This window comes from Nocardioides sp. (assembly GCF_036405735.1).
In the GTDB taxonomy this organism is placed as follows: domain Bacteria; phylum Actinomycetota; class Actinomycetes; order Propionibacteriales; family Nocardioidaceae; genus Nocardioides.
The window spans coordinates 38110-59019 of the sequence record NZ_DASWXC010000043.1 but is presented as its reverse complement, the minus strand read 5'-3'; the positions used below and the strand labels follow the sequence as shown (position 1 = coordinate 59019).

At 70.9% G+C, this 20910-nt stretch carries 17 protein-coding genes; 2 read left to right on the top strand and 15 right to left on the bottom strand.

What is annotated here, in order from left to right:
* Positions 1 to 10: 10 nt before the first annotated feature.
* Genes VGE38_RS06390 through VGE38_RS06375 form a run of 4 tightly spaced genes read right to left on the bottom strand, consistent with a single transcriptional unit; the run spans position 11 to position 3746 of the window.
* Entirely contained in the window at positions 11 to 964 is a 954-nt protein-coding gene (locus VGE38_RS06390) for a sulfate/molybdate ABC transporter ATP-binding protein (protein ID WP_331141701.1), read from the bottom strand.
* Positions 961 to 1800, bottom strand: a complete 840-nt coding sequence (locus tag VGE38_RS06385) for a sulfate ABC transporter permease (RefSeq protein WP_331141700.1) — start codon at positions 1798 to 1800, stop codon at positions 961 to 963. The genes VGE38_RS06390 and VGE38_RS06385 overlap by 4 nt, the downstream gene beginning before the upstream one ends.
* A complete protein-coding gene (gene cysT / locus VGE38_RS06380) occupies positions 1793 to 2629 on the bottom strand; it encodes a sulfate ABC transporter permease subunit CysT (protein WP_331141699.1) in 837 nt (278 codons plus the stop codon). The genes VGE38_RS06385 and cysT overlap by 8 nt, the downstream gene beginning before the upstream one ends.
* Positions 2630 to 2654: 25 nt before the next feature.
* On the bottom strand, positions 2655 to 3746 hold the full coding sequence (locus VGE38_RS06375; RefSeq protein WP_331141698.1) for a sulfate ABC transporter substrate-binding protein: 1092 nt from the start codon (positions 3744 to 3746) through the stop codon (positions 2655 to 2657).
* A gap of 228 nt (positions 3747 to 3974) precedes the next feature.
* Here VGE38_RS06375 and VGE38_RS06370 point away from each other — a divergent pair, with 228 nt between their 5' ends.
* Entirely contained in the window at positions 3975 to 5900 is a 1926-nt protein-coding gene (locus tag VGE38_RS06370; protein ID WP_331141697.1) for a 2-oxoacid:acceptor oxidoreductase subunit alpha, read from the top strand.
* Positions 5900 to 6982, top strand: coding sequence for a 2-oxoacid:ferredoxin oxidoreductase subunit beta (locus VGE38_RS06365; RefSeq protein ID WP_331141696.1), 1083 nt, complete (start codon positions 5900 to 5902; stop codon positions 6980 to 6982). The genes VGE38_RS06370 and VGE38_RS06365 overlap by 1 nt, the downstream gene beginning before the upstream one ends.
* Before the next feature lie 41 nt (positions 6983 to 7023).
* Here VGE38_RS06365 and rarD read toward each other — a convergent pair whose 3' ends face one another.
* From rarD to nuoF, 11 genes are all read right to left on the bottom strand, one after another.
* Positions 7024 to 7932 carry an EamA family transporter RarD gene (gene rarD, locus VGE38_RS06360; RefSeq protein WP_331141695.1) on the bottom strand — a complete coding sequence of 303 codons (909 nt, stop codon included), beginning with the start codon at positions 7930 to 7932 and terminating at the stop codon, positions 7024 to 7026.
* 190 nt (positions 7933 to 8122) lie between these two features.
* Complete coding sequence (locus tag VGE38_RS06355) at positions 8123 to 9133, bottom strand: polyprenyl synthetase family protein (protein ID WP_331141694.1); 1011 nt, start codon at positions 9131 to 9133, stop codon at positions 8123 to 8125.
* On the bottom strand, positions 9130 to 10737 hold the full coding sequence (gene nuoN / locus VGE38_RS06350; RefSeq protein WP_331141693.1) for an NADH-quinone oxidoreductase subunit NuoN: 1608 nt from the start codon (positions 10735 to 10737) through the stop codon (positions 9130 to 9132). The genes VGE38_RS06355 and nuoN overlap by 4 nt, the downstream gene beginning before the upstream one ends.
* Positions 10737 to 12341: an NADH-quinone oxidoreductase subunit M gene (locus VGE38_RS06345; RefSeq protein WP_331141692.1), complete on the bottom strand. Its 1605-nt coding sequence runs from the start codon at positions 12339 to 12341 to the stop codon at positions 10737 to 10739. Before VGE38_RS06345 ends, nuoN begins: the two co-directional genes overlap by 1 nt.
* Entirely contained in the window at positions 12338 to 14251 is a 1914-nt protein-coding gene (nuoL, locus tag VGE38_RS06340) for an NADH-quinone oxidoreductase subunit L (RefSeq protein ID WP_331141691.1), read from the bottom strand. Before nuoL ends, VGE38_RS06345 begins: the two co-directional genes overlap by 4 nt.
* Before the next feature lie 10 nt (positions 14252 to 14261).
* Entirely contained in the window at positions 14262 to 14564 is a 303-nt protein-coding gene (nuoK, locus tag VGE38_RS06335; protein ID WP_331141690.1) for an NADH-quinone oxidoreductase subunit NuoK, read from the bottom strand.
* Positions 14564 to 15346 carry an NADH-quinone oxidoreductase subunit J gene (locus tag VGE38_RS06330; protein WP_331141689.1) on the bottom strand — a complete coding sequence of 261 codons (783 nt, stop codon included), beginning with the start codon at positions 15344 to 15346 and terminating at the stop codon, positions 14564 to 14566. The genes nuoK and VGE38_RS06330 overlap by 1 nt, the downstream gene beginning before the upstream one ends.
* Positions 15346 to 15972 (bottom strand): NADH-quinone oxidoreductase subunit NuoI, encoded by a 627-nt coding sequence (nuoI, locus tag VGE38_RS06325; RefSeq protein WP_331141688.1) that lies wholly within the window; start codon positions 15970 to 15972, stop codon positions 15346 to 15348. The genes VGE38_RS06330 and nuoI overlap by 1 nt, the downstream gene beginning before the upstream one ends.
* On the bottom strand, positions 15969 to 17273 hold the full coding sequence (gene nuoH, locus VGE38_RS06320) for an NADH-quinone oxidoreductase subunit NuoH (protein ID WP_331141687.1): 1305 nt from the start codon (positions 17271 to 17273) through the stop codon (positions 15969 to 15971). Before nuoH ends, nuoI begins: the two co-directional genes overlap by 4 nt.
* A complete protein-coding gene (locus tag VGE38_RS06315) occupies positions 17266 to 19584 on the bottom strand; it encodes an NADH-quinone oxidoreductase subunit G (RefSeq protein WP_331141686.1) in 2319 nt (772 codons plus the stop codon). Before VGE38_RS06315 ends, nuoH begins: the two co-directional genes overlap by 8 nt.
* On the bottom strand, positions 19581 to 20906 hold the full coding sequence (gene nuoF, locus VGE38_RS06310) for an NADH-quinone oxidoreductase subunit NuoF (protein ID WP_331141751.1): 1326 nt from the start codon (positions 20904 to 20906) through the stop codon (positions 19581 to 19583). The genes VGE38_RS06315 and nuoF overlap by 4 nt, the downstream gene beginning before the upstream one ends.
* Positions 20907 to 20910 lie beyond the last annotated feature (4 nt).

Here is a 20910-nt window from a genome sequence, read left to right as displayed (position 1 = left end):
GCCCGAGGATTCAGACGGTCGTCGCTCCGGGGACGGCGGTGAGCCACACGGTGCTGCCGACGTCGAGGCCGAGCGCGCGGGCGTGGGTCCGGGTCAGCTCGACGGTGACGTCCTCGCCGGCGACGGTGAGGACGGTGAGCCGCACCTCGAAGCCGATCCGCAGGGAGCGCGACACCGTGCCTTCGATGCCGCCGGAGACCGGCGTGGGAGACGCGTCGACGTCGTGGGGCCGTACGAGGACCCCGTCGAGCCGGGTGACCTCGCCGAGGAAGCTCATGACGAAGTCGTTGGCGGGGGTGTCGTAGAGGTCGTCGGGCGCGCCGACCTGCTCGACGCGGCCGCCGTTGATCACGACGATCTCGTCGGCGACCTCGAGGGCCTCCTCCTGGTCGTGGGTGACGAACACCGTCGTCACGTGCACCTCGTCGTGCAGCCGGCGCAGCCAGTCGCGCAGCTCCTTGCGGACCTTGGCGTCGAGGGCGCCGAACGGCTCGTCGAGGAGCAGCACGCTGGGCTCGATGGCGAGCGCCCGGGCCAGCGCCATCCGCTGCCGCTGGCCGCCGGAGAGCTGCGAGGGCAGCCGGTCGGCGAACTGGCCGAGGTGGACCAGCTCCAGCAGCTCGTCGACCTTCGCCTTGATCTCCGGCTTGGGCCGCTTGCGGATCTCCAGTCCGAACGCGACGTTCCTGGCCACCGAGAGGTGCTTGAAGGCCGCGTAGTGCTGGAACACGAAGCCGACGTTCCGCTTCTGCACCGGCAACCGGGTGGCGTCGGTGCCCTCGATGACGACGGTCCCGGAGTCGGCCTCCTCCAGCCCGGCGATGATCCGCAGCAGCGTGGTCTTGCCGCCGCCGCTCGGCCCCAGCAGGGCGGTGAGCTGGCCGGTCGGGATCTTGAGGGTGACGTCGTCCAGCGCGACGAAGTCGCCGTAGCGCTTGTTGACGCCGGTCACTTCGATACTCATGACACTTCCCTGTGGTGACGACCGCTCCGTGCGCGCAGCACGAAGACGATGAGGATGGAGAGGACGGAGACGCTGGCGAGCAGGAACGCGATCGCGTAGGCGCCCTGCTGGTCGAAGTTGAGGTACTTCTCCTCGACCGCGAGCGTGGCGGTGCGGGTCTCGCCGAGCACGTTGCCCGACACGACCTTGACCGCCCCGAACTCGCCCAACGAGCGGGCGAGGGTCAGCACGACGCCGTACACGACGGCCCACTTGATGCTCGGCAGGGTGATCCGCCAGAACGTCTGCCAGCCGCTGGCCCCGAGGCTCCGGGCGGCCTGCTCCTGGTCGGTGCCGATCTCCTTGAGAACGGGCACCACCTCGCGGATCACCAGCGGCAGCGACACGAAGGCGGTGGCCATCACGATCCCCGGCGTCGAGAAGATGACGCGGAAGCCCCAGCCCTCCAGGGTCGGCCCGAACCAGCCGTTGCGGCCGCCGTACACGAGCATCAGCGCCAGCCCGACCACGATGGGCGAGACCGAGAGCGGCAGGTCCAGCAGCGCCGAGAGCACCCGCTTGCCCGGGAACTCGTTGCGCACCAGCAGCAGCGAGACCGCGACGCCGAACACCGTGTTGAGCGCCGTGGCCACCACGGCGGCGTACGCCGACAGCCGGAGCGCCAGCACGAGGTCCGGATCCCCGAAGACGGCGCGCAGCGCCTCCAGGCCGTTGTCGAAGGTGTGCGTCACGACGAGCGCGACCGGCCAGGCGACGAGCAGCAGCAGGTACGCCGTCACGAGGATGCGCAGCGTGTAGGCGAGCGGCCCCGCGGGGCGACGACGAGTCTCAGCCACGGCGCGCCACCCTGCGCTGCAGGACGTCGAGGACGACGATCACGAGCAGTGAGATCACCAGCAGCAGCGTCGCGATCGCGGCCGCGCCGCCGCGGTTGTCGTTCTCGATCGCGCCGAGGATGCGCACCGAGGTGACCTCCGACTCGAACGGCAGGTTGCCCGAGAGCAGGACCAGCGAGCCGTACTCCCCCACAGCTCGCGCGAAGGAGAGCGCCGCGCCGGCGGCGATGGCCGGCGCCAGGCTCGGCAGCACGATCCGCCGGAAGATGACGGCGCGGCTCGCGCCCAGGGACGCCGCCGCCTCCTCGACGTCGGCGTCGAGCTCCTCCAGCACCGGCTGGACCATCCGCACCACGAACGGCAGCGTCACGAAGAGGAAGGCCAGGTAGACCGACCAGGACGTGTTCGCCAGGTGCAGCCCGAGCGGACTGTCGGCCCCGTAGAGGGAGAGCAGCACCAAGCCCGCCACGATCGTGGGCAGCGCGAACGGGATGTCGATGACGAGCTCGAGGAGCTGCTTGCCGACGAACCGGTCCCGCACGAGCACCCAGGCGATCGTCGTACCCATCACCACGTTGACCGCGGTGACCGCGGCCGCGGCGGTGACGGTGAGCCGGATCGCCGAGGCGGTCTGGTCGTTGGTGATGGTGCGCCAGAACTCCGCCCAGCCGCCCGCCGTCGCCGTCACCACGACCGCGGCGAGCGGGATCAGCACGAGCAGGCTGAACCAGAGCATCGTGATCCCCAGGCCCACGCCCGAGGTCCGGGTCAGGTCGTGCCGGAGAGCCGGCCGGATGGACACCGGCCGGCTCTGCGTCAGGGCAGTCATGGTCGGCCCCGGAGGATGCGGTCGGTCACTCGGTCGCCTTGCCGGACTTGGCGATGGCGTCGGTGACGATGCCGAGCGGGTTGCCGTCCTGGCCGTCGCCGAAGAGCTTGTCCTTGACGCCGTCCCAGCCGGGGCCGCCGAAGTCCTTCTCCAGCGTCAGCAGATGCTTGACCGCCGGGAACGGGTCCTCGGGGTCCGGTGCGCCCTCGATGTCGGACGGCTCAAGCCCCAGGGAGGCGAAGTCGACAACGCCGGGCTCGGCCGGGTTCAGCGGGCGGAAGCCGGTGAGGGCGAACTGTCGCTGACCCTCCTCACCGAGCACGAAGTCCAGCCACGGCTCCGCGGCCGGAGTCGCGTCCTTGAGGATCGCGCCCGGGTTCTCGATGAGCAGGGTGGTCTCCGGGATGACGTACTCGAAGCCCTGGCCGTTCTGCGCCGCGAGGATAGCCTCGTTCTCGTAGGCGAGCAGCACGTCGCCGGTGCCGCCGAGGAACGCGGTGGTCGCGTCGCGGCCGGAGTTGGTCAGCGAGACGACGTTGCCGAATAGCTTCGTCACGAAGTCGGTCGCCTCCGCCTCGGTGCCGCCGTTCTGGGTGACGTGGCCCCAGGCCGCGAGCGCGTTCCAGCGGGCAGCGCCCGACGAGGCGGGGTTGGCGGTCACGATGCCGACACCCGGCTTGATCAGGTCGTCCCACCCCTGGATGTTCTTGGGGTTGCCGTCCCGGACGCCCAGGACCACGACGGACGTGGAGACGATGCCCTTGTTCGGGCCCTGGTCCCAGCTCGGGTCGACCAGGCCGGCCTTCTCGAGCCGGTCGACGTCGGAGCCGACGGACAGGTGGACGTAGTCGGCCTCGAGGCCGCCCTCGACGGCACGGCTCTGGTCGCCGGAGGCGCCGTACGACGTCTTGAACCGCACCCCCTTGCCGGCCTCGGTCTCGTTGAACTTCTCGGCGATGGCCTTGTTGGCCGCCTCGGGGACGGCGAACCCGACGATCGAGATCGTCTCGCCATCGTCGGCCGAGCTGCCGCCGCCGCAGGCCGCCAGCACCGGCAGCGCGAGCGCGCCGCTCAGCGCGAGGACGGCGGTCCTGGCCCAGGCATTCCGGATCTTCATGAGTGTGCACCCCTCGGTGGTCGGCACGGCCCGTGGTGAGCCGTTCAATGTTGAGGAGTTTAGGCGACTTAACCGAGTTGGGTTACTCCGTCCGGAATATGGGCGTGTCGACAGAGAGGCGTGACGCTCTTCACTGTCCCGGTGGCGGAGACGCATGGGGCAGCGTCCGAGCGCCGACTACGCTGGGAAGTCGCGCAAGCACGCGCCACGCACAGGAAGAGACCCAGGGTGTCCAAGCAGGTCAAGCAGCTCGACCGCGTCATCATCCGGTTCGCCGGCGACTCCGGCGACGGCATGCAGCTGACGGGAGACCGGTTCACGCAGGAGTCGGCCGTCTTCGGCAACGACCTGATGACGCTGCCGAACTTCCCGGCCGAGATCCGCGCCCCCCAGGGCACGATCCCCGGCGTCTCGTCGTTCCAGGTCCACTTCGCCGACCACGACATCCTCACCGCGGGCGACGCTCCCGACGTGCTGGTGGCCATGAACCCGGCCGCGCTGCGGGCCAACCTGGGCGACCTGCCCAAGGGCGCCACCGTCATCGTCGACACCCACGACTTCACCTCGCGCAACCTGGCCAAGGCCGGCTACGAGACCAACCCGCTCGAGGACGACTCCCCGGCCGGCCCGCTGGCCGACTTCCAGCTGCACGCCGTCGACCTGACCGGCATGACGGTCGAGGCGGTCAAGGAGTTCGGCCTCTCGCGCAAGGACGCCGCCCGGGCCAAGAACATGTTCGCCCTCGGCCTGCTGTCGTGGATGTACGGCCGCCCGACCGAGTCGACGGTCGCCTTCCTCGAGCGCCGCTTCGCCAAGGTCCCCGACATCCGCGACGCGAACATCACGGCCTTCAAGACCGGCTGGAACTTCGGCGAGACCACCGAGTCCTTCGCCGTCTCCTACGAGATCAAGCCGGCGCCGGTCTCGAGCGGCACCTACCGCAACATCACCGGCAACCTGGCGCTGGCCTACGGCCTGGTCGCCGCCGGGGTGCGCTCCGGGCTGCCGGTCTTCCTCGGCACCTACCCGATCACCCCGGCGTCCGACATCCTCCACGAGCTCTCGAAGCACAAGGCGTTCGGCGTCACCACCTTCCAGGCGGAGGACGAGATCGCGGGCATCGGCGCGGCCATCGGGGCGTCGTACGCCGGCAGCCTGGGTGTCACGTCGACCTCGGGCCCCGGCGTCGCGCTCAAGAGCGAGGCGATCGGGCTGGCCGTGATGACCGAGCTGCCGCTCGTCATCGTCAACGTGCAGCGCGGCGGCCCGTCGACCGGTCTGCCGACCAAGACCGAGCAGGCCGACCTGCTGCAGGCGATGTTCGGCCGCAACGGCGAGGCGCCGGTCCCCGTCGTCGCGCCGGCCTCGCCGGGGGACTGCTTCGACGCCGCCCTGGAGGCCGCGCGCATCGCGGTCACCTACCGCACGCCGGTCATGCTGCTCTCCGACGGCTACCTCGCGAACGGCTCGGAGCCGTGGCGCATCCCCGTCGTCGACGAGCTGCCCGCCATCGACCCGGCGTTCGCGACCGAGCCGAACCACACGGTCGGCGAGAAGGACGTCTTCTGGCCCTACACCCGGGACGAGGAGACCCTGGCCCGCCCGTGGGCGGTCCCGGGCACGGCCGGTCTCGAGCACCGCATCGGCGGCCTGGAGAAGGCCGACGGCCACGGCAACATCTCCTACGACCCGGCCAACCACGACCTGATGGTCCGCACCCGCGCCGCGAAGGTGGAGCGGATCGCGGACTCGCTCCCGCCGCTGGTCGTCGACGACCCGTCGGGCGAGGCCAAGGTCCTCGTGATCGGCTGGGGATCGACGTACGGTCCCATCGGCGCGGGCGTGCGCCGGGTCCGCAAGGCCGGCTTCAACGTCGCGCAGGTGCACCTGCGCCACCTCAACCCGTTCCCCAAGGACCTGGGCGAGGTGCTGAAGCGCTACGACAAGGTGCTGGTCCCCGAGATGAACCTCGGCCAGCTCTCGATGCTGCTGCGCGCGAAGTACCTGGTCGACGCCGTCGGCCTCAACATCGTCCGCGGACTTCCGCTCAAGGCCGCCGAGCTGGCCGACGCGATCGGCTCGCTGGTGGCCGAGGCGGAGGGCGTGACCGTGGATCTCTCCGTGCTTTCGGGCACCTCCGACGAGGAGCTGTGATGACCGCCGAGCCCACCCACATCGGCCTCCCGATCCACCGATCCGGCACCGACCTGGTCCCGACCACCGACGCGCCTCAGAACGGCAAGGACTTCACCTCCGACCAGGAGGTCCGCTGGTGCCCCGGCTGCGGCGACTACGCCGTGCTCAAGGCCGTGCAGTCGTTCCTGCCCGACCTCGGCCTACGTCGCGAGAACATCGTGTTCGTCTCCGGCATCGGGTGCTCCTCGCGGTTCCCGTACTACCTCGACACGTTCGGCATGCACTCGATCCACGGCCGGGCGCCGTCGATCGCGACCGGCATCGCCACAGCGCGCGAGGACCTGTCGGTGTGGGTCGTCACCGGTGACGGCGACGCGCTGTCGATCGGCGGCAACCACCTGATCCACGCGCTGCGCCGCAACGTCAACATGACGATCCTGCTGTTCAACAACCGGATCTACGGCCTCACCAAGGGCCAGTACTCCCCCACCTCCGAGGCCGGCAAGGTCACCAAGTCGACCCCCGCCGGCTCGATCGACCACCCGTTCAACCCGGTCTCGCTGGCGCTGGGCGCGGAGGCGACGTTCGTGGCGCGCACGGTCGACTCCGATCGCAAGCACCTCACCTCGGTGCTCTCGGCGGCCGCTGCCCACCGCGGCACGTCGCTGGTGGAGATCTACCAGAACTGCCCGATCTTCAACGACGGCGCGTTCGACGCCATCAAGTCGCCCGACACCCGCGAGGAGGCGATCATCCCGCTGGTGCACGGCGAGAAGATCCTCTTCGCCGGCGGCACCAAGGGCGTCGTCCGCTCCGCCAGCGGCGGCGTCGAGGTGGCGCTGGTCGAGGAGGTCGGCCTCGACGCGATCCTGACGCACGACGCACAGGCCGAGGACCCCTCGACCGCCTTCGCGATCTCGCGCCTCACGGCCGCCGACTACCTCCACCAGGCGCCGATCGGCATCTTCCGTCAGGTCGCCCGGCCGACGTACGACGACCAGGCGCGCGAGCAGGTCGCCACCGCTGCGGCCGCCGCGCCGGCCTCGCCGTCCGACCGGCTGACCGCGCTGCTCAACGCCGGCGACACCTGGACGGTCTGACCGGTCCGCCGCCCGGCGCTCGGCGCTCGGCGCTCGGCTCATCAGAGCGCGGCGGCCTCGGCCGCGTCGCGCAGCTGCCGGCGCCGGTGGCGCAGCGCCTCGACGGTGAGCAGCACCAGCGCGAGCCAGACCAGCCCGAAGCCGATCCAGCGCACCGGCGGCATGTCCTCGTCGAAGTAGAGCACGCCGAGCAGGAACTGCAGCACGGGCGCGAGGTACTGCAGCAGCCCGATCGTCACCAGCGGCACCCGGGTCGCCGCCGCGCCGAAGCACACCAACGGCACCACCGTCACCAGCCCCGCCGACAGCATCAGCGCGGTATGACCGGGACCCTCGGTGCTGAAGTGGCTCGCTCCGGTGGCGGCCAGCCAGACGGCGTACGCCGCCGCGACGGGTGCCACGACGCCCGTCTCGACCGTCAGCGACTCGATGGCCCCCGCGTTGGCCTGCTTCTTCAGCAGCCCGTAGGTGCCGAACGAGAACGCCAGCAGCAGGGCGATCCAGGGCAGCCGGCCGTAGTCGAGGGTCAGCACGACCACGGCGAGCCCGGCGAGCGCCAGCGAGGCCCACTGCAGGGCGCGGAGCCGCTCGCCGAGGAGCAGCACCCCGAACATCACGGTGACCAGGGGGTTGATGAAGTAGCCCAGCGAGGTCTCGACGACGTACCCGTTGTTGACGCCCCAGATGTAGCCGCCCCAGTTGAAGCAGATCGTCACCCCCGCGATCGCGAGGAACGCCAGCCTGCGGCGGTCCGCGACCAGCGCCCGGACCCGGCCGACGCGGCGCAGCAGGACCACGACGACCAACAGCGTCAGCGCCGACCAGACGATGCGGTGGGCCAGGATCTCGAACGGGTCGGCCGGCTCCAGCAACGGGAAGTAGAGCGGGAAGGCGCCCCACATGACGTAGGCCGCGACGCCGAAGATCATGCCCCGACGCTGGTCACTCACCACTGCAGGCTAGCCGCTGTTTCCGGGCGACCCGCCACCGGGTTTCGGGTCGGGCTCCTGCTTGTTCATCGAGGTATGCAGACCAACTGGCACTCCCCGTGCGGAACTCCGCACGGGAGGTGCACATCGACCTGCATACCTCGACGAGCATGCGGCGGCAGCCGCGCGAGCCCCGTGCCGGCGGCCGGACTCAGCGGGAGCGGACGGCGACGATGTCGGCGAACTTCTCCAGCGCCTCGCGGACCGGCCCCTGCGGGAGGGCGTCCAGGAGCCGCTTGGCCTTCTCGGCCTCGGCGACGACGTAGGCACGGGCCTCGTCGAGCGCGCGGTGGCCGCGGAGCAGCGCCAGGCACTCGGCGTGCAGGGCGTCGTCAGCGAGGTCGGCGTCGAGCAGCTCGAGCAGCCGTACGTCGGCCGGGTCGGTGGACCCGGCCGCGTCGCGTCGCGCGAAGAGCACCGGCAGCGTGGGGACGCCCTCGCGCAGGTCGGTGCCCGGTGTCTTGCCGGACTCGGCCGACTCCGAGGCGATGTCGAGGATGTCGTCGGAGATCTGGAAGGCGGCACCGACGATGTCGCCGTACGCCGTCAGCGCCTGCACGACCTCGGGGCTCGCGCCGCCGAACATCGCGCCGTAGCGCGCGGAGGTGGCGATGAGGATGCCGGTCTTGCCCGCGACCACGTCGAGGTGGTGCGCGATCGGGTCGTCGCCGGGGCCGGGTGCCTGGGTCTCCATGATCTGGCCCTCGACGAGCCGGGTGAAGGTCTGCGCCTGGATCCGCACCGCCTCGGGACCCAGCTCGGCGGTGAGCTCGGAGGAGCGGGAGAAGAGGAAGTCGCCGGTGAGGATGGCGACGTGGTTGTCCCACCGGGCGTGCGCGGTGTCGACGCCGCGCCGCAGCGCGGCCTCGTCCATCACGTCGTCGTGGTAGAGCGAGGCGAGGTGGGTGAGCTCCACGACGCACGCGGCGGTGATGACCTCCTGGCTGTCGGAGCGGTCACCGCACTCGGCGGCCAGCAGCACCAGCAGGGGCCGGAACCGCTTCCCTCCCGCCTCCAACAGGTGGGCGGCTGCCTCGGTGATGAACGGGGCGCGGCCCACGACATGCCCGGCCAGCTCCTTCTCCACCAGGGCGAGCCGGCTGCGCAGACGCTGCTCGAGGTCAGGGTCGGTGACCGGGAGCGCGAGGTCGGGAGTGCTCACCTGAGGAATGATCCCGCATCACCGATCAGATCGAGAACGGGCCCCGGCACGACCCCCAGCAGCAGCGTCACGACGGCGCAGACCGCGATCGTTCCGGAGGTCAGCAGGGACGGGCTGGTCACGGCGGCGGTCCGCTCGTCGGGCTCGGTGAAGTAGAGCAGCAGCACGAAGCGGACGTAGAAGAACACCGCGACGATGCTGGACGCCACCGCGATGACCACCACCGGCCAGGCACCGGCGGAGAGGGCGGCGGAGAACACCGCCCACTTCCCGACGAAGCCGGACGTGAGCGGGAGACCGGCCATCGACAGCAGGAACAGCGTGAACGCGCCGGCGAGCAGCGGCGCGCCCTTGCCCAGCCCGGTCCAGCCGGAGAACCGGGTGGCCTCACCACCGGCGTCGCGCACCATCGTGACGATGGCGAACGAGCCGACCAGCGAGAAGCCGTACGTCGTCAGGTAGAACAGCACCGCCTGCAGCGAGCTGATCTGGCCGTCGGCGAGCTCGACGGCCGGCTGCACCCCCAGCACGCCGGTGAGCAGGAAGCCCGTGTGTGCGATCGAGGAGTAGGCCAGCATCCGCTTCACGTCGGTCTGGACCACGGCCAGCACGGAGCCGACGACCATGGTCAGGATCGCGACGGTCCACAGCATCGGCTCCCAGCTCCACCGGTCGGCGCCGAAGGCGACGTAGAAGAGCCGGAGCATCGCGCCGAACGCCGCGATCTTGGTGCAGGCCGACATGAAGGCGGTAACCGCCGTCGGGGCGCCCTGGTAGACGTCCGGGGTCCAGTTGTGGAACGGCACGGCGCCGACCTTGAACAGCAGCCCGACCGACATCAGCCCGATGCCGAGCAGCAGCAGGGTGTGGTCGCCCGAGCCGGCCTGGACCGCGTCGCTGATGCCGGCGAAGGTCATCGTGCCGGCGTACCCGTAGACCAGCGCGAGGCCGTAGAGGAAGAACCCCGACGAGAAGGCGCCCAGCAGGAAGTACTTCAGCGCCGCCTCCTGGCTCAGCAGCCGGCGCCGACGCGCCAGCCCGCAGAGCAGATAGAGCGGCAGGCTGAGGACCTCGAGCGCCACGAAGAGCATCAGCAGGTCGTTGGCCGCCGGGAAGAGCATCATGCCGCCGACCGCGAACATCAGCAGCGGGTACACCTCGGTGTGCTCCAGGCCCCGGGTGGAGGCCTCCCGCTCGGCCGTGGTGCCCGGGAGCGCGGCCGCCTGGCCGGCGAAGACCGAGACGCCGCTCTCGAGCCGGCGCTCGGCGAACAGCAGTGCGCCGGCGATCGCGAACAGCAGCACCAGACCCCACAGGTAGACACCGGGGCCGTCGATCGCGAGCGCGCCCTCCGCGGCGATCCCGCCGCGGGCGGTCGCGTCACCCTGGGTGCCGCCGACCGCGTCGAGACCCACGCCGACGGCGATCGTCCCGCCGAACGCGACCAGCAGCCCGAGGACCGCCAGACCGGCCTGCACACCGAACCGCCGCTCGCGCGGGAGGAAGGCCTCCAGGACGACGCCGACGCAGGCGACGCCCAGGACGACGAGGAGCGGCCAGAGCTCGGCGTACTCGATCGTGGGCTTGGTGAACTCGGGGGGCATCAGTGGGCGCTCCCTTCAGCGATCGGCACGGTGGGCTCGTCGTCGGTGAAGCCGGCGTGCTCGAACACCGTCGACACCGTGGGGTTGGCGAGCTCCAGCAGCGGGCCGGGCACGAAGCCGAACAGGACCAGGGCGAGGGTCAGCGGCGCCAGGACGCCGACCTCGCGGCGGTCGAGATCGCGAGCCGGTGGGGTCTCGATACGCTCGCTGGCGCTCGCTACTCGACCAGCGGAACCGTCGCTGGCGCTCGATACTCGACCAGCGGAACCGTCGCCGACGCTCGCTACTCGACCAGCGGGACCAGCGGAGCCCTCACCGGTGAAGATCCGCTGGTAGGCCCACAGCACGTAGACGGCCGCCAGCACGATGCCGGTGACGCTCACGGCGCCGACCACCCAGTGATAGTCGAAGGCCGAGATCAGCACGAGGATCTCGGAGACGAACTGCGAGAGCCCGGGCAGGCCGGCGGTCGCCAGCCCCGCGACCAGGAACAGCCCGGCGAGCACCGGAGTGCTCCGCTCCATGCTCCGCATCGCACCGATCGAGGCGGTGCCCTTGCGCTTGATGAGGAAGCCGGCCGCCAGGAACAGCGCCGCGGTGGCGACGCCGTGGTTCACCATGTAGAGGATCGCGCCGGCGCCGCCCTGGCTGCTGAGCGCGAAGATGCCCAGGGTGATGAACCCGAAGTGGGACAGCGACGTCAGGCCGATCAGGCGCAGCAGGTCGTCCTGGCCGATGGCCAGGAAGGCGCCGTACACGATCGAGACGACCGCCAGCGCGACCACCACCGGGGTGGCCCACTCGCTCGCCTCCGGGAACAGACCCAGGCAGAAGCGCAGCATCCCGAAGGTGCCGATCTTGTCGAGGATGCAGACCAGCAGCACGCTCGTGGGCGGGGTGGCGTTCTCGGTGGTGTCGGCCAGCCAGGTGTGCAGCGGGAACAGCGGCGCCTTCACGGCGAACGCGACGATGAACGCCACGAAGATCCACCGCTCGACGGTGGTCCCGATGTCGAGCTGCTGCAGGTCGGTGAGGAGGTAGGACGGCTCCCCGGCCCGGGCCGAGACGACGTAGAGGGCGATGACGCCGGCGAGCAGCACCAGGCCACCGCCGAGCTGGTACATCAGGAACTTCAGCGCCGCGAAGGACCGACGGGGCCCGCCGAAGCCGCCGATGAGGAAGTACGCCGGGATCAGCGTGGCCTCGAAGACGACGTAGAAGAGGAACACGTCGGTGGCCGCGAACACGACCAGCGAGAACGCCTCGAGGGCGAGCGCCCAGGCGAAGAACGACGGCTTGGTGGTGTCGTGCCAGGCCGCCACCAGGACGATCGGCACCAGCACCACGGTGAGCAGCACCATGAGCAGGCCGAGGCCGTCGAGCCCCAGCGCGTAGTGGGCGCCGAAGGCCGAGATCCACTCGTGGGTCTCGGTGAGCTGGAATCCGTCGGCCCCGGTGTCGAACCGGAACGCCGCGACGACGCCCTGGACCAGGGTCAGCACCGCGAAGGCCAGCGCCACCTGCTTGGCGCGCAGCACCGGTGTGGTGAAGGCCGTCACGACCGCCCCGACGAGCGGCAGCAGCCAGAGGAGGGTCAGTGTCATGACAGGTTCACCGCCAGCAGGGCCAGGACCACGACGAGCGAGCCGCCGAGGAGCGAGAGGGCGTAGGAGCGGACGTAGCCGTTCTGGACCCGGCGCAGTACGCCGGCGAGCGCACCGACCGCGACCGGTCCTCCGGTGAGCACCCCGTCGACGACGTACCGGTCGGTGTCGACCAGGGCGCGGGTCAACCGGGCGCTCGGGCGGACCACGAGGGTGTCGTTGATGGCGTCGCCGTAGAGGTCCTGGCGCGCGGCCACGACCGGCCAGGCCACCCGCTCCGGGGCGACGGCCGGGACGTCCCTGCGACCGACGAGCAGCCAGGCGAGCGCCACCCCCGCCGCCACGACCAGCACGGTCAGCAGCGAGACGACGATCGGCGCCAGGCCGCCCTCGTGATGCTCGACGTGTCCGACGACCGGGGTGAGGTAGTCGGAGATCCAGTTGCCGAGCAGCAGCAGGCCGCCGAACACCGACAGCGCGGCGAGCGCCACGAGCGGGCCGGTCATGATCTTCGGCGACTCGTGGGGATGCACCCCCTCCAGCCAGCGCTTGTCGGTGAAGAAGGTCATCAGCATCAGCCGGGTCATGTAGAAGCCGGTGATCCCGGCCCCGAGCAGCGCCAGCACGCCGACCAGCCAGTTCTCGGCGAGCGCCGTCTCGATGAGCTTGTCCTTGGACCAGAAGCCGGAGAAGCCCGGGAACCCGATGATCGCGAGATAGCCCATCGCGAAGGTCGCGAACGTGACGGGCATGGCCGTGCGCAGGGCGCCGTAGTGGCGCATGTCGACGTCGTCGTTCATCCCGTGCATCACCGAGCCGGCGCCCAGGAACATGTTGGCCTTGAAGAAGCCGTGGGTCAGCAGGTGGAAGATCGCGAACGCGTAACCGGCGACACCGAGGCCGGCGCCGAGCATCATGTAGCCGATCTGGCTCATCGTGGAGCCGGCCAGCACCTTCTTGATGTCGTCCTTCGCGGTTCCGATCACCGCACCCCACAGCAGCGTGACGACCGCGACCACGACCACCACCGTCTGCGCGTCGGGCGCGTGCTCGAAGACGAAGTTGGACCGCACGATGAGGTAGACGCCCGCGGTCACCATCGTCGCCGCGTGGATCAGCGCCGAGACCGGCGTCGGGCCCTCCATGGCGTCGAGCAGCCAGCCCTGCAGCGGCACCTGCGCGGACTTGCCGCAGGCACCCAGCAGGAGCAGCAGGCCCAGCGCGGTCATCGTCGCCTCGGTGGCCCCGGCGGCGCTGTGGCTGATGGCCGTGAAGCTCGTGGTGCCGAACGTGACGAAGGCGAGCATGATCGCCAGGCTCAGCCCCATGTCACCGACCCGGTTCATCACGAACGCCTTCTTGGCGGCCGCGGCGGCGGACGGCTTGTGCTGCCAGAACCCGATCAGGAGGTACGACGCCAGGCCGACTCCCTCCCAGCCGAGGAACAGCACGATGTAGTTCTCGGCGAGCACCAGCACGAGCATCGCTGCCAGGAAGAGGTTCAGGTAGCCGAAGAACCGCCGACGGCGCTCGTCGTGGGCCATGTAGCCCAGCGAGTAGACGTGGATGAGCGAGCCGACACCGGTGATGAGCAGCAGGAACAGGCTCGCCAGCGGGTCGTAGAGCAGGTCCATGCCGACGTCGAGGCGACCGGTCTCGAACCACGTGTAGAGGTGCTGGACGACCTGACGCTCGTCCTCGCCACGGCCGAGCAGGCTGAAGAACAGCACCAGGCTGACCAGGAACGAGCCGATCGGCAGCGCGGTGGCGACGTACGGCCCCCACCGGTCGGTCAGCCGTCCGCCGACCAGGAGCAGCGCCGCGCCCAGGGCGGGCAGGGCGATCACCAGCCACAGCAGGCTGAAGACGCCGCCGGCGCTGGCAGGGTCGACCACCGGGATCTCGTGCACTCTAGGCCCCTTACAGCTTCAGCAGGCTGGCGTCGTCGACCGAGGCCGAGCGCCGGGTCCGGAAGATGGTCATGATGATCGCCAGCCCGACGACGACCTCGGCGGCCGCGACGACCATGACGAAGAACGCCGCCACCTGGCCGTCGAGGTCACCGTGCTGGTGGGCGAAGGCCACCAGGGCGAGGTTGGCGGCGTTGAGCATCAGCTCGACGCACATGAACACGACGATGGCGTTGCGGCGGGTCAGCACGCCCACGCACCCGATCGTGAACAGGATCGAGCTGAGGACGACGTACGGCGTCACCGAGTCCATCAGCGGCCTCCCTCGGTCTCGGACGACTCCGGCACCGGACCGTCGCCCTGGGCCCCGTCGACGGGCGCGACCTCGGTCGGGCTCACCGGGCGCACCGAGCCGCGGGCGGCGAGCACCCGGCTGATCGAGAGCGCGGCGGGCGAGCCGTCGGGGAGCAGGGCCGGCGTGTCGACGGCGTTGTGCCGGGCGTAGGTGCCCGGCGCCGGCAGCGGCCCCAGGTGCGTGCCCTTGGCGCTGAAGTCGCGCACCCGCTGCGCAGCGAGGTCGGCCTGCGTGGCCTTCGGGTCCAGCCGCTCCCGGTGGGCCAGCACCATGGCACCGATGGCGGCCGTGATGAGCAGCGCGCTGGTGACCTCGAACGCCACCACGTGGCGGGAGAACAGCAGGTTCGCGAGCGCCGGGATGTTGCCGCCCTCGTTCGCCTCGCCGAGTCCCACGGTCGCGCCGAGCGTGACCTGACCGATGCCGAGCACGAGCGTCACGCCGAGCAGCAGCCCGGCGAGCACCGCGAGCAGCCGCTGCCCCCGGATGGTCTCGACCACCGAGTCGGAGGCGTCGACGCCCACGAGCATGAGCACGAACAGGAAGAGCATCAGGATCGCGCCGGTGTAGACGACGATCTGCACCGCGAAGAGGAACGGGGCGTCCAGGCCGGCGTACAGGACCGCGAGGCTGATCATCACCACGGCCAGCAGGAGCGCGGCGTGCACGGCCTTGCGGACGAACAGGAGCCCGAGGGCGGCCAGCACCATCACGGGCGCGAGGGTCCAGAACGCGGCCATCAGTCCACCGCCCCCGAGGTGGCCGGCGCTGAGGTGGCCGACGCTGAGGTGGCCCGGGCCGGCGGCGGCGCGGCGAACGTGCCGCGGTAGTAGTCGCCCTCGTCGTCGGAGAGCAGCATCGGATGCGGCGGCTGCTCCATGCCGGGCAGCAGCGGCGCCAGCAGGTCGGACTTCTCGTAGATCAGGTCGGCGCGGTTGTCGTCGGCCAGCTCGTACTCGTTGGTCATCGTCAGCGCCCGCGTCGGGCAGGCCTCGATGCACAGCCCGCACAGGATGCAGCGCAGGTAGTTGATCTGGTAGACGCGGCCGTAGCGCTCACCCGGACTGAACCGCTGGCTGTTGCCCGCCTCGTCGAGGTCGTCGCTGTTGTCCCCGCCCTCGACGTAGATCGCGTCGGCCGGGCAGGCCCAGGCGCACAGCTCGCAGCCGACGCACTTCTCCAGCCCGTCGGGCCAGCGGTTGAGCTGGTGCCGTCCGTGGAACCGGGGCGCGGTCGGCTGCTTCTCGAAGGGGTACTGCTCGGTGACGACCTTCTTGAACATCGTCCGGAAGGTCACCCCGAAGCCGGCGATGGGGTCCCAGAGCTGCTCCTTGAGCGTGGGCTTGTCGTCCGGGTTCTCGCTCATCGGCCCTCCTCTCGTGTCACGCGGGTCGACTCGTAGACGAGCGGCTTCGCCGCGCCGCGCACCGGGCCGCCCGCGGGCATGGGCGGGGTCGGGAAGCCGGCGCGACCCTCGGTCTCGCTACGGTCGCTGCCTGTCGCAGGGCCCCCCACTCGACCGGCGAGCTCGTCGGCCTCCCCGGCCTTGCCTGACGGCCAGAACGCGAGGACGAGCGTCAGCGCGATCAGCACGCCGAGGGCGGCGAGGAGGTACTCCCGCTCGATCCCGCCCTCCAGGTCGATGGCGCGGACGGTCGCGACGAGCACGATCCAGGCCAGCGAGAGCGGGATGAGCCGCTTCCAGCCCAGCGCCATGAACTGGTCGTAGCGCATCCGCGGCAGCGATCCCCGCAGCCAGATGAAGACGAAGATGAAGAACAGGACCTTGCCGAAGAACCACAGCACCGGCCAGTAGCCCTCGTGCGCGCCCTCCCAGACCCTGTCCAGCCAGAACGGCGCGTGCCAACCGCCCAGGAAGAGCGTGGTGGCCAGCGCGGAGACCGTCGCCATGTTGATGTACTCGGCGAGGAAGAACAGGGCGAACTTCAGGCTGGAGTACTCGGTGTGGAAGCCGCCGACCAGCTCGCCCTCGGCCTCGGGGAGGTCGAACGGCGCCCGGTTGGTCTCGCCCACCATCGCGATGCAGTAGATCGCGAAGCTCGGGAACAGGATCAGGCCGAACCACAGGTCGTCCTGGGCGGCGACGATCTCGGAGGTCGAGAGGCTGCCGGCGTACAGGAAGACCGCGACGAGCGCGAGACCCATCGCGACCTCGTAGGAGATCATCTGGGCGCTGGAGCGCAGTCCCCCGAGCAGGGAGTACGTCGAGCCGCTGGCCCAGCCGCCGAGCACGATGCCGTAGATGCCGATGCTCGCGATCGCCATCACGAACAGCACCGCCACCGGCATGTCGGTCAGCTGCAGCGGCGTCCGGTGGCCGAAGAAGTTCACCTCGGGCCCGAACGGGATGACCGAGAACGTCACGAATGCCGGGACGACGGCGATCACCGGGGCCAGCAGGAAGACGACCTTGTCGGCCGCCTTCGGGATGATGTCCTCCTTCAACGCCAGCTTCACACCGTCGGCCAGCGACTGCAGCAGGCCGAACGGCCCGTGCACGTTGGGGCCGATGCGGTGCTGCATCCGGGCGACGACCCGGCGCTCCCACCAGATGTTGAAGAGCGTGAGCAGCACCAGGACGACGAAGACCAGCAGCACCTTGAGGCCGATGACCCACCAGGGGTCACGCCCGAACTGCTCAAGCACCGGACACCTCCACGCGCGAGTTCGGCGATGCGACCTCGGCCAGCACGCCGCGACCGAAGCTGTTGGACGGCAACCAGACGACGTCGTCGGCAAGGTCGGCCGCGGCGACGGCCGGCAGCGTCACGCTGCCGCGGTCGCCCGTGACCGTCACCGTCGTGCCGAGCCGTTCGAGGGTCGCCGCCGACAGCAGCGCCACCGCCGGGCGGGCCGTGGCGGCGTACGCCTTGTCGCCGTCCTGCAGCCGGCCGTTGTCGATGAGCAGCTTCCAGGTCGCCAGCGTGAACGAGCCCGCGGACCTGCGGTCGTCGCCAGGTTGTGGCGCCGGCCGTGGATGGGCCTGGCCGTCCGGAGCGGAGGTGGCGCGAGGAACGAGCGCCGACTCCGCGGAGGACTGGTTGGCCGGCGCCACTTCCTGGCGGCGGCCCTGGGCCGCGAGCTCGTCCGCGATCCCCTTGAGCACGCGGGCGTCGGACATGATCCCCGGCGTGCTGAAGACGGCCTCGAACGGCCGACGGCGGCCCTCCCAGTTCACGAAGGTTCCGGCCTTGTCGGTCACCGGCGCGACCGGCAGCACCACGTCGGCCCGGCGGGTGACCTCGCTCTCCCGGATCTCCAGGCTCACGACGAACGACGCCGCGTCGAGCGCCGCGAGGAACGCCGCCGGGTCGGCGGTGTCGAGCGGGTCGACTCCACCGACGACCAGGCCGCCGAGCGCACCGGCCAGCACGCCGGCGACGATCGCGTCCGCGTCGCGGCCGTCCTCGCCCGGCAGGCAGCCGGCCTCGAGAGCACCGCGGTCGCCCGCACGACGCGGGACCCACGCCAGGCGGGCACCGGTCTTCGCGGCGAGCTCGGCCGCGGCCGTCAGCGCCCCCGGCGACGTGGCGAGCCGCTCGCCGACCAGGATCACCGCGTCCGCGCCCAGCCCGTAGTCGCCATGGCCCAGCAGCGACGCGATCGCCGCGGCCTCCTCGCCCGGGGCGGTGCGGACCAGCTGGCCGCGCAGCTTGGCCAGCCCGCGGGAGGTGAACGGCGCGATGGAGACCACGCGGGTGCCCTTCAGGGCGGCCTTGCGCAGCCGCAGGAAGATCGTGCCGGCCTCGTCCTCGGGCTCCAGGCCGGCGAGCACGACGGTGCGGGCGGCCTCCAGGTCGGCGTACGTCACGTCGAAGCGCCCGGCGACGTGCTCGCGCAGGAAGCCGGTCTCCTCGGCCGAGAGCGGCCGGGCGCGGAAGTCGATGTCCTGGGTGCGCAGCGTCTCGCGGGCGAAGCCGGCGTACGCCGCGGCGTCCTCCAGCGTGAGCCGGCCGCCGGGCAGCACACCCACCGGGCCGGCGGCCGCGAGTCCGCGGGCCGCGACGGCGAACGCCTCCAGCCACGAGGCGGGGCGCAGCGCGCCGTCCTCCCGGATCTGGGGGTAGGTGATCCGGTCGGCGGCGTGGACGTAGCGGAACGCGAACCGGTCCTTGTCGGTGATCCACTCCTCGTTGACGTCGGGGTCCTCGCCGGCCAGGCGGCGCATCACCTTGCCGCGCCGGTGGTCGACCCGGATGGCCGCGCCGCACGCGTCGTGCTCGGCGACGCCCGGCGTGGAGACCAGGTCGAAGGGCCGGGCGCGGAAGCGGTACTGCGCGGAGGTGAGGGCGCCGACGGGGCAGATCTGGACGGTGTTGCCGGAGAAGTACGACGAGAAGGGCTCCTTCTCGTAGATCCCGACCTGCTGCAGGGCGCCGCGCTCGATGAGCGCGATGAACGGGTCACCGGCGATCTGCTCGGAGAACCGGGTGCAGCGGGCGCACAGCACGCAGCGCTCCCGGTCGAGGAGCACGTTCGCGGAGATGTTGATCGGCTTGGGGTAGGTGCGCTTGATGCCGCCCGAGACGGAGAAGCGCGACTCGGCCGGGCCGTTGGACATCGCCTGGTTCTGCAGCGGGCACTCGCCGCCCTTGTCGCAGACCGGGCAGTCCAGCGGGTGGTTGACCAGGAGGAACTCCATGATCCCGCGCTGCGCCTTCTCGGCGGTCGCGTTGGCGGTCTCGACGACCATGCCCTCGGCGACGGGGATGGTGCACGACGCCTGCGGCTTGGGGAAGCCGCGACCGTTGCCGGCGTCGGGGACGTCGACCAGACACTGCCGGCAGGCACCGACCGGCGCCAGCAGCGGGTGGTCGCAGAACCGGGGGATCTGGACGCCGACCTGCTCGGCCGCCCGGATGACCAGGGTGCCGGCGGGCACGCTGACCTCGATGCCGTCGATGGTGAGGGTCACCAGGTCCTGCGCGACCTTCTCGGGGCTCTTCTCGACCGTCATGAGAGGACCGCCTCCTCGGCGAAGAGCGTGGACTTCGCGGGGTCGAACGGGCACCCGCCGTGCGTCAGGTGGGCGAGGTACTCGTCGCGGAAGTGCTGGATCGAGCTGGTGATCGGGCTGGTGGCGCCATCGCCGAGCGCACAGAACGAGCGGCCCAGGATGTTGTCGCACTGGTCGAGCAGCAGGTCGAGGTCGTGGGCGCTGCCCTGCCCGCGCTCGAGCCGGGACAGCACCTGCACCAGCCACCACGTGCCCTCGCGACACGGCGTGCACTTGCCGCAGGACTCGTGCTTGTAGAACTCCGTCCAGCGCAGCACGGCCCGCACGACGCAGACGGTCTCGTCGAAGATCTGCAGGGCGCGGGTGCCGAGCATCGACCCGGCGGCGGCGACCGACTCGAAGTCGAGCGGCACGTCGAGGTGCTCGGCGGTGAACAACGGCGTCGAGGACCCACCCGGGGTCCAGAACTTCAGCTCCCGGGCCTGGCCGTTGGGGGCCTCTCGCATGCCGCCCGCCAGCTCGATCAGCTGGCGCAGCGTGATGCCGAGCGGCGCTTCGTACTGGCCCGGCCGCCGCACGTGCCCCGACAGCGAGAAGATGCCGAAGCCCTGCGACTTCTCGGTGCCCATGCCGGCGAACCACGCCGGCCCGTTCTTGATGATGGAGGGCACCGAGGCGATCGACTCGGCGTTGTTGATCACGGTGGGGCTGGCGTACAGACCCGCGACGGCGGGGAACGGCGGCCGCAGCCGGGGCTGACCGCGCCGGCCCTCGAGGGAGTCGAGCAGCGCCGTCTCCTCGCCGCAGATGTAGGCACCCGCACCGGCGTGGACGACCAGGTCGAGGTCGTAGCCGGACCCGTGGATGTTCGTGCCGAGATGACCCGCGGCGTACGCCTCCGCGACCGCCGCCTGCAGCCGGCGGATGACGTGCAGCACCTCCCCGCGGACGTAGATGAACGCCCGGTTGGCCCGGATGGCGTAGGAGCTGATGATGACGCCCTCGACCAGCGTGTGGGGGCTGGCCATCATCAGCGGGATGTCCTTGCAGGTGCCCGGCTCGGACTCGTCGGCGTTGACCACGAGGTACTTCGGGTTGGGGTTGTCCTGGGGGATGAAGGACCACTTCATGCCGGTCGGGAAGCCGGCGCCGCCGCGGCCGCGCAGGCCGGAGTCCTTCACGGCCGCGATGACCTCGTCGGGCGTCATCCCGAGCGCCGTGTCGAGGGCCTGGTAGCCGCCCGACGCGGCGTACGACGCCAGCGTCCAGCTGCGCTCGTCGGCCCAGTTCGCCGTCAGGACCGGGGTGAGGGTGTCAGTCACGGTG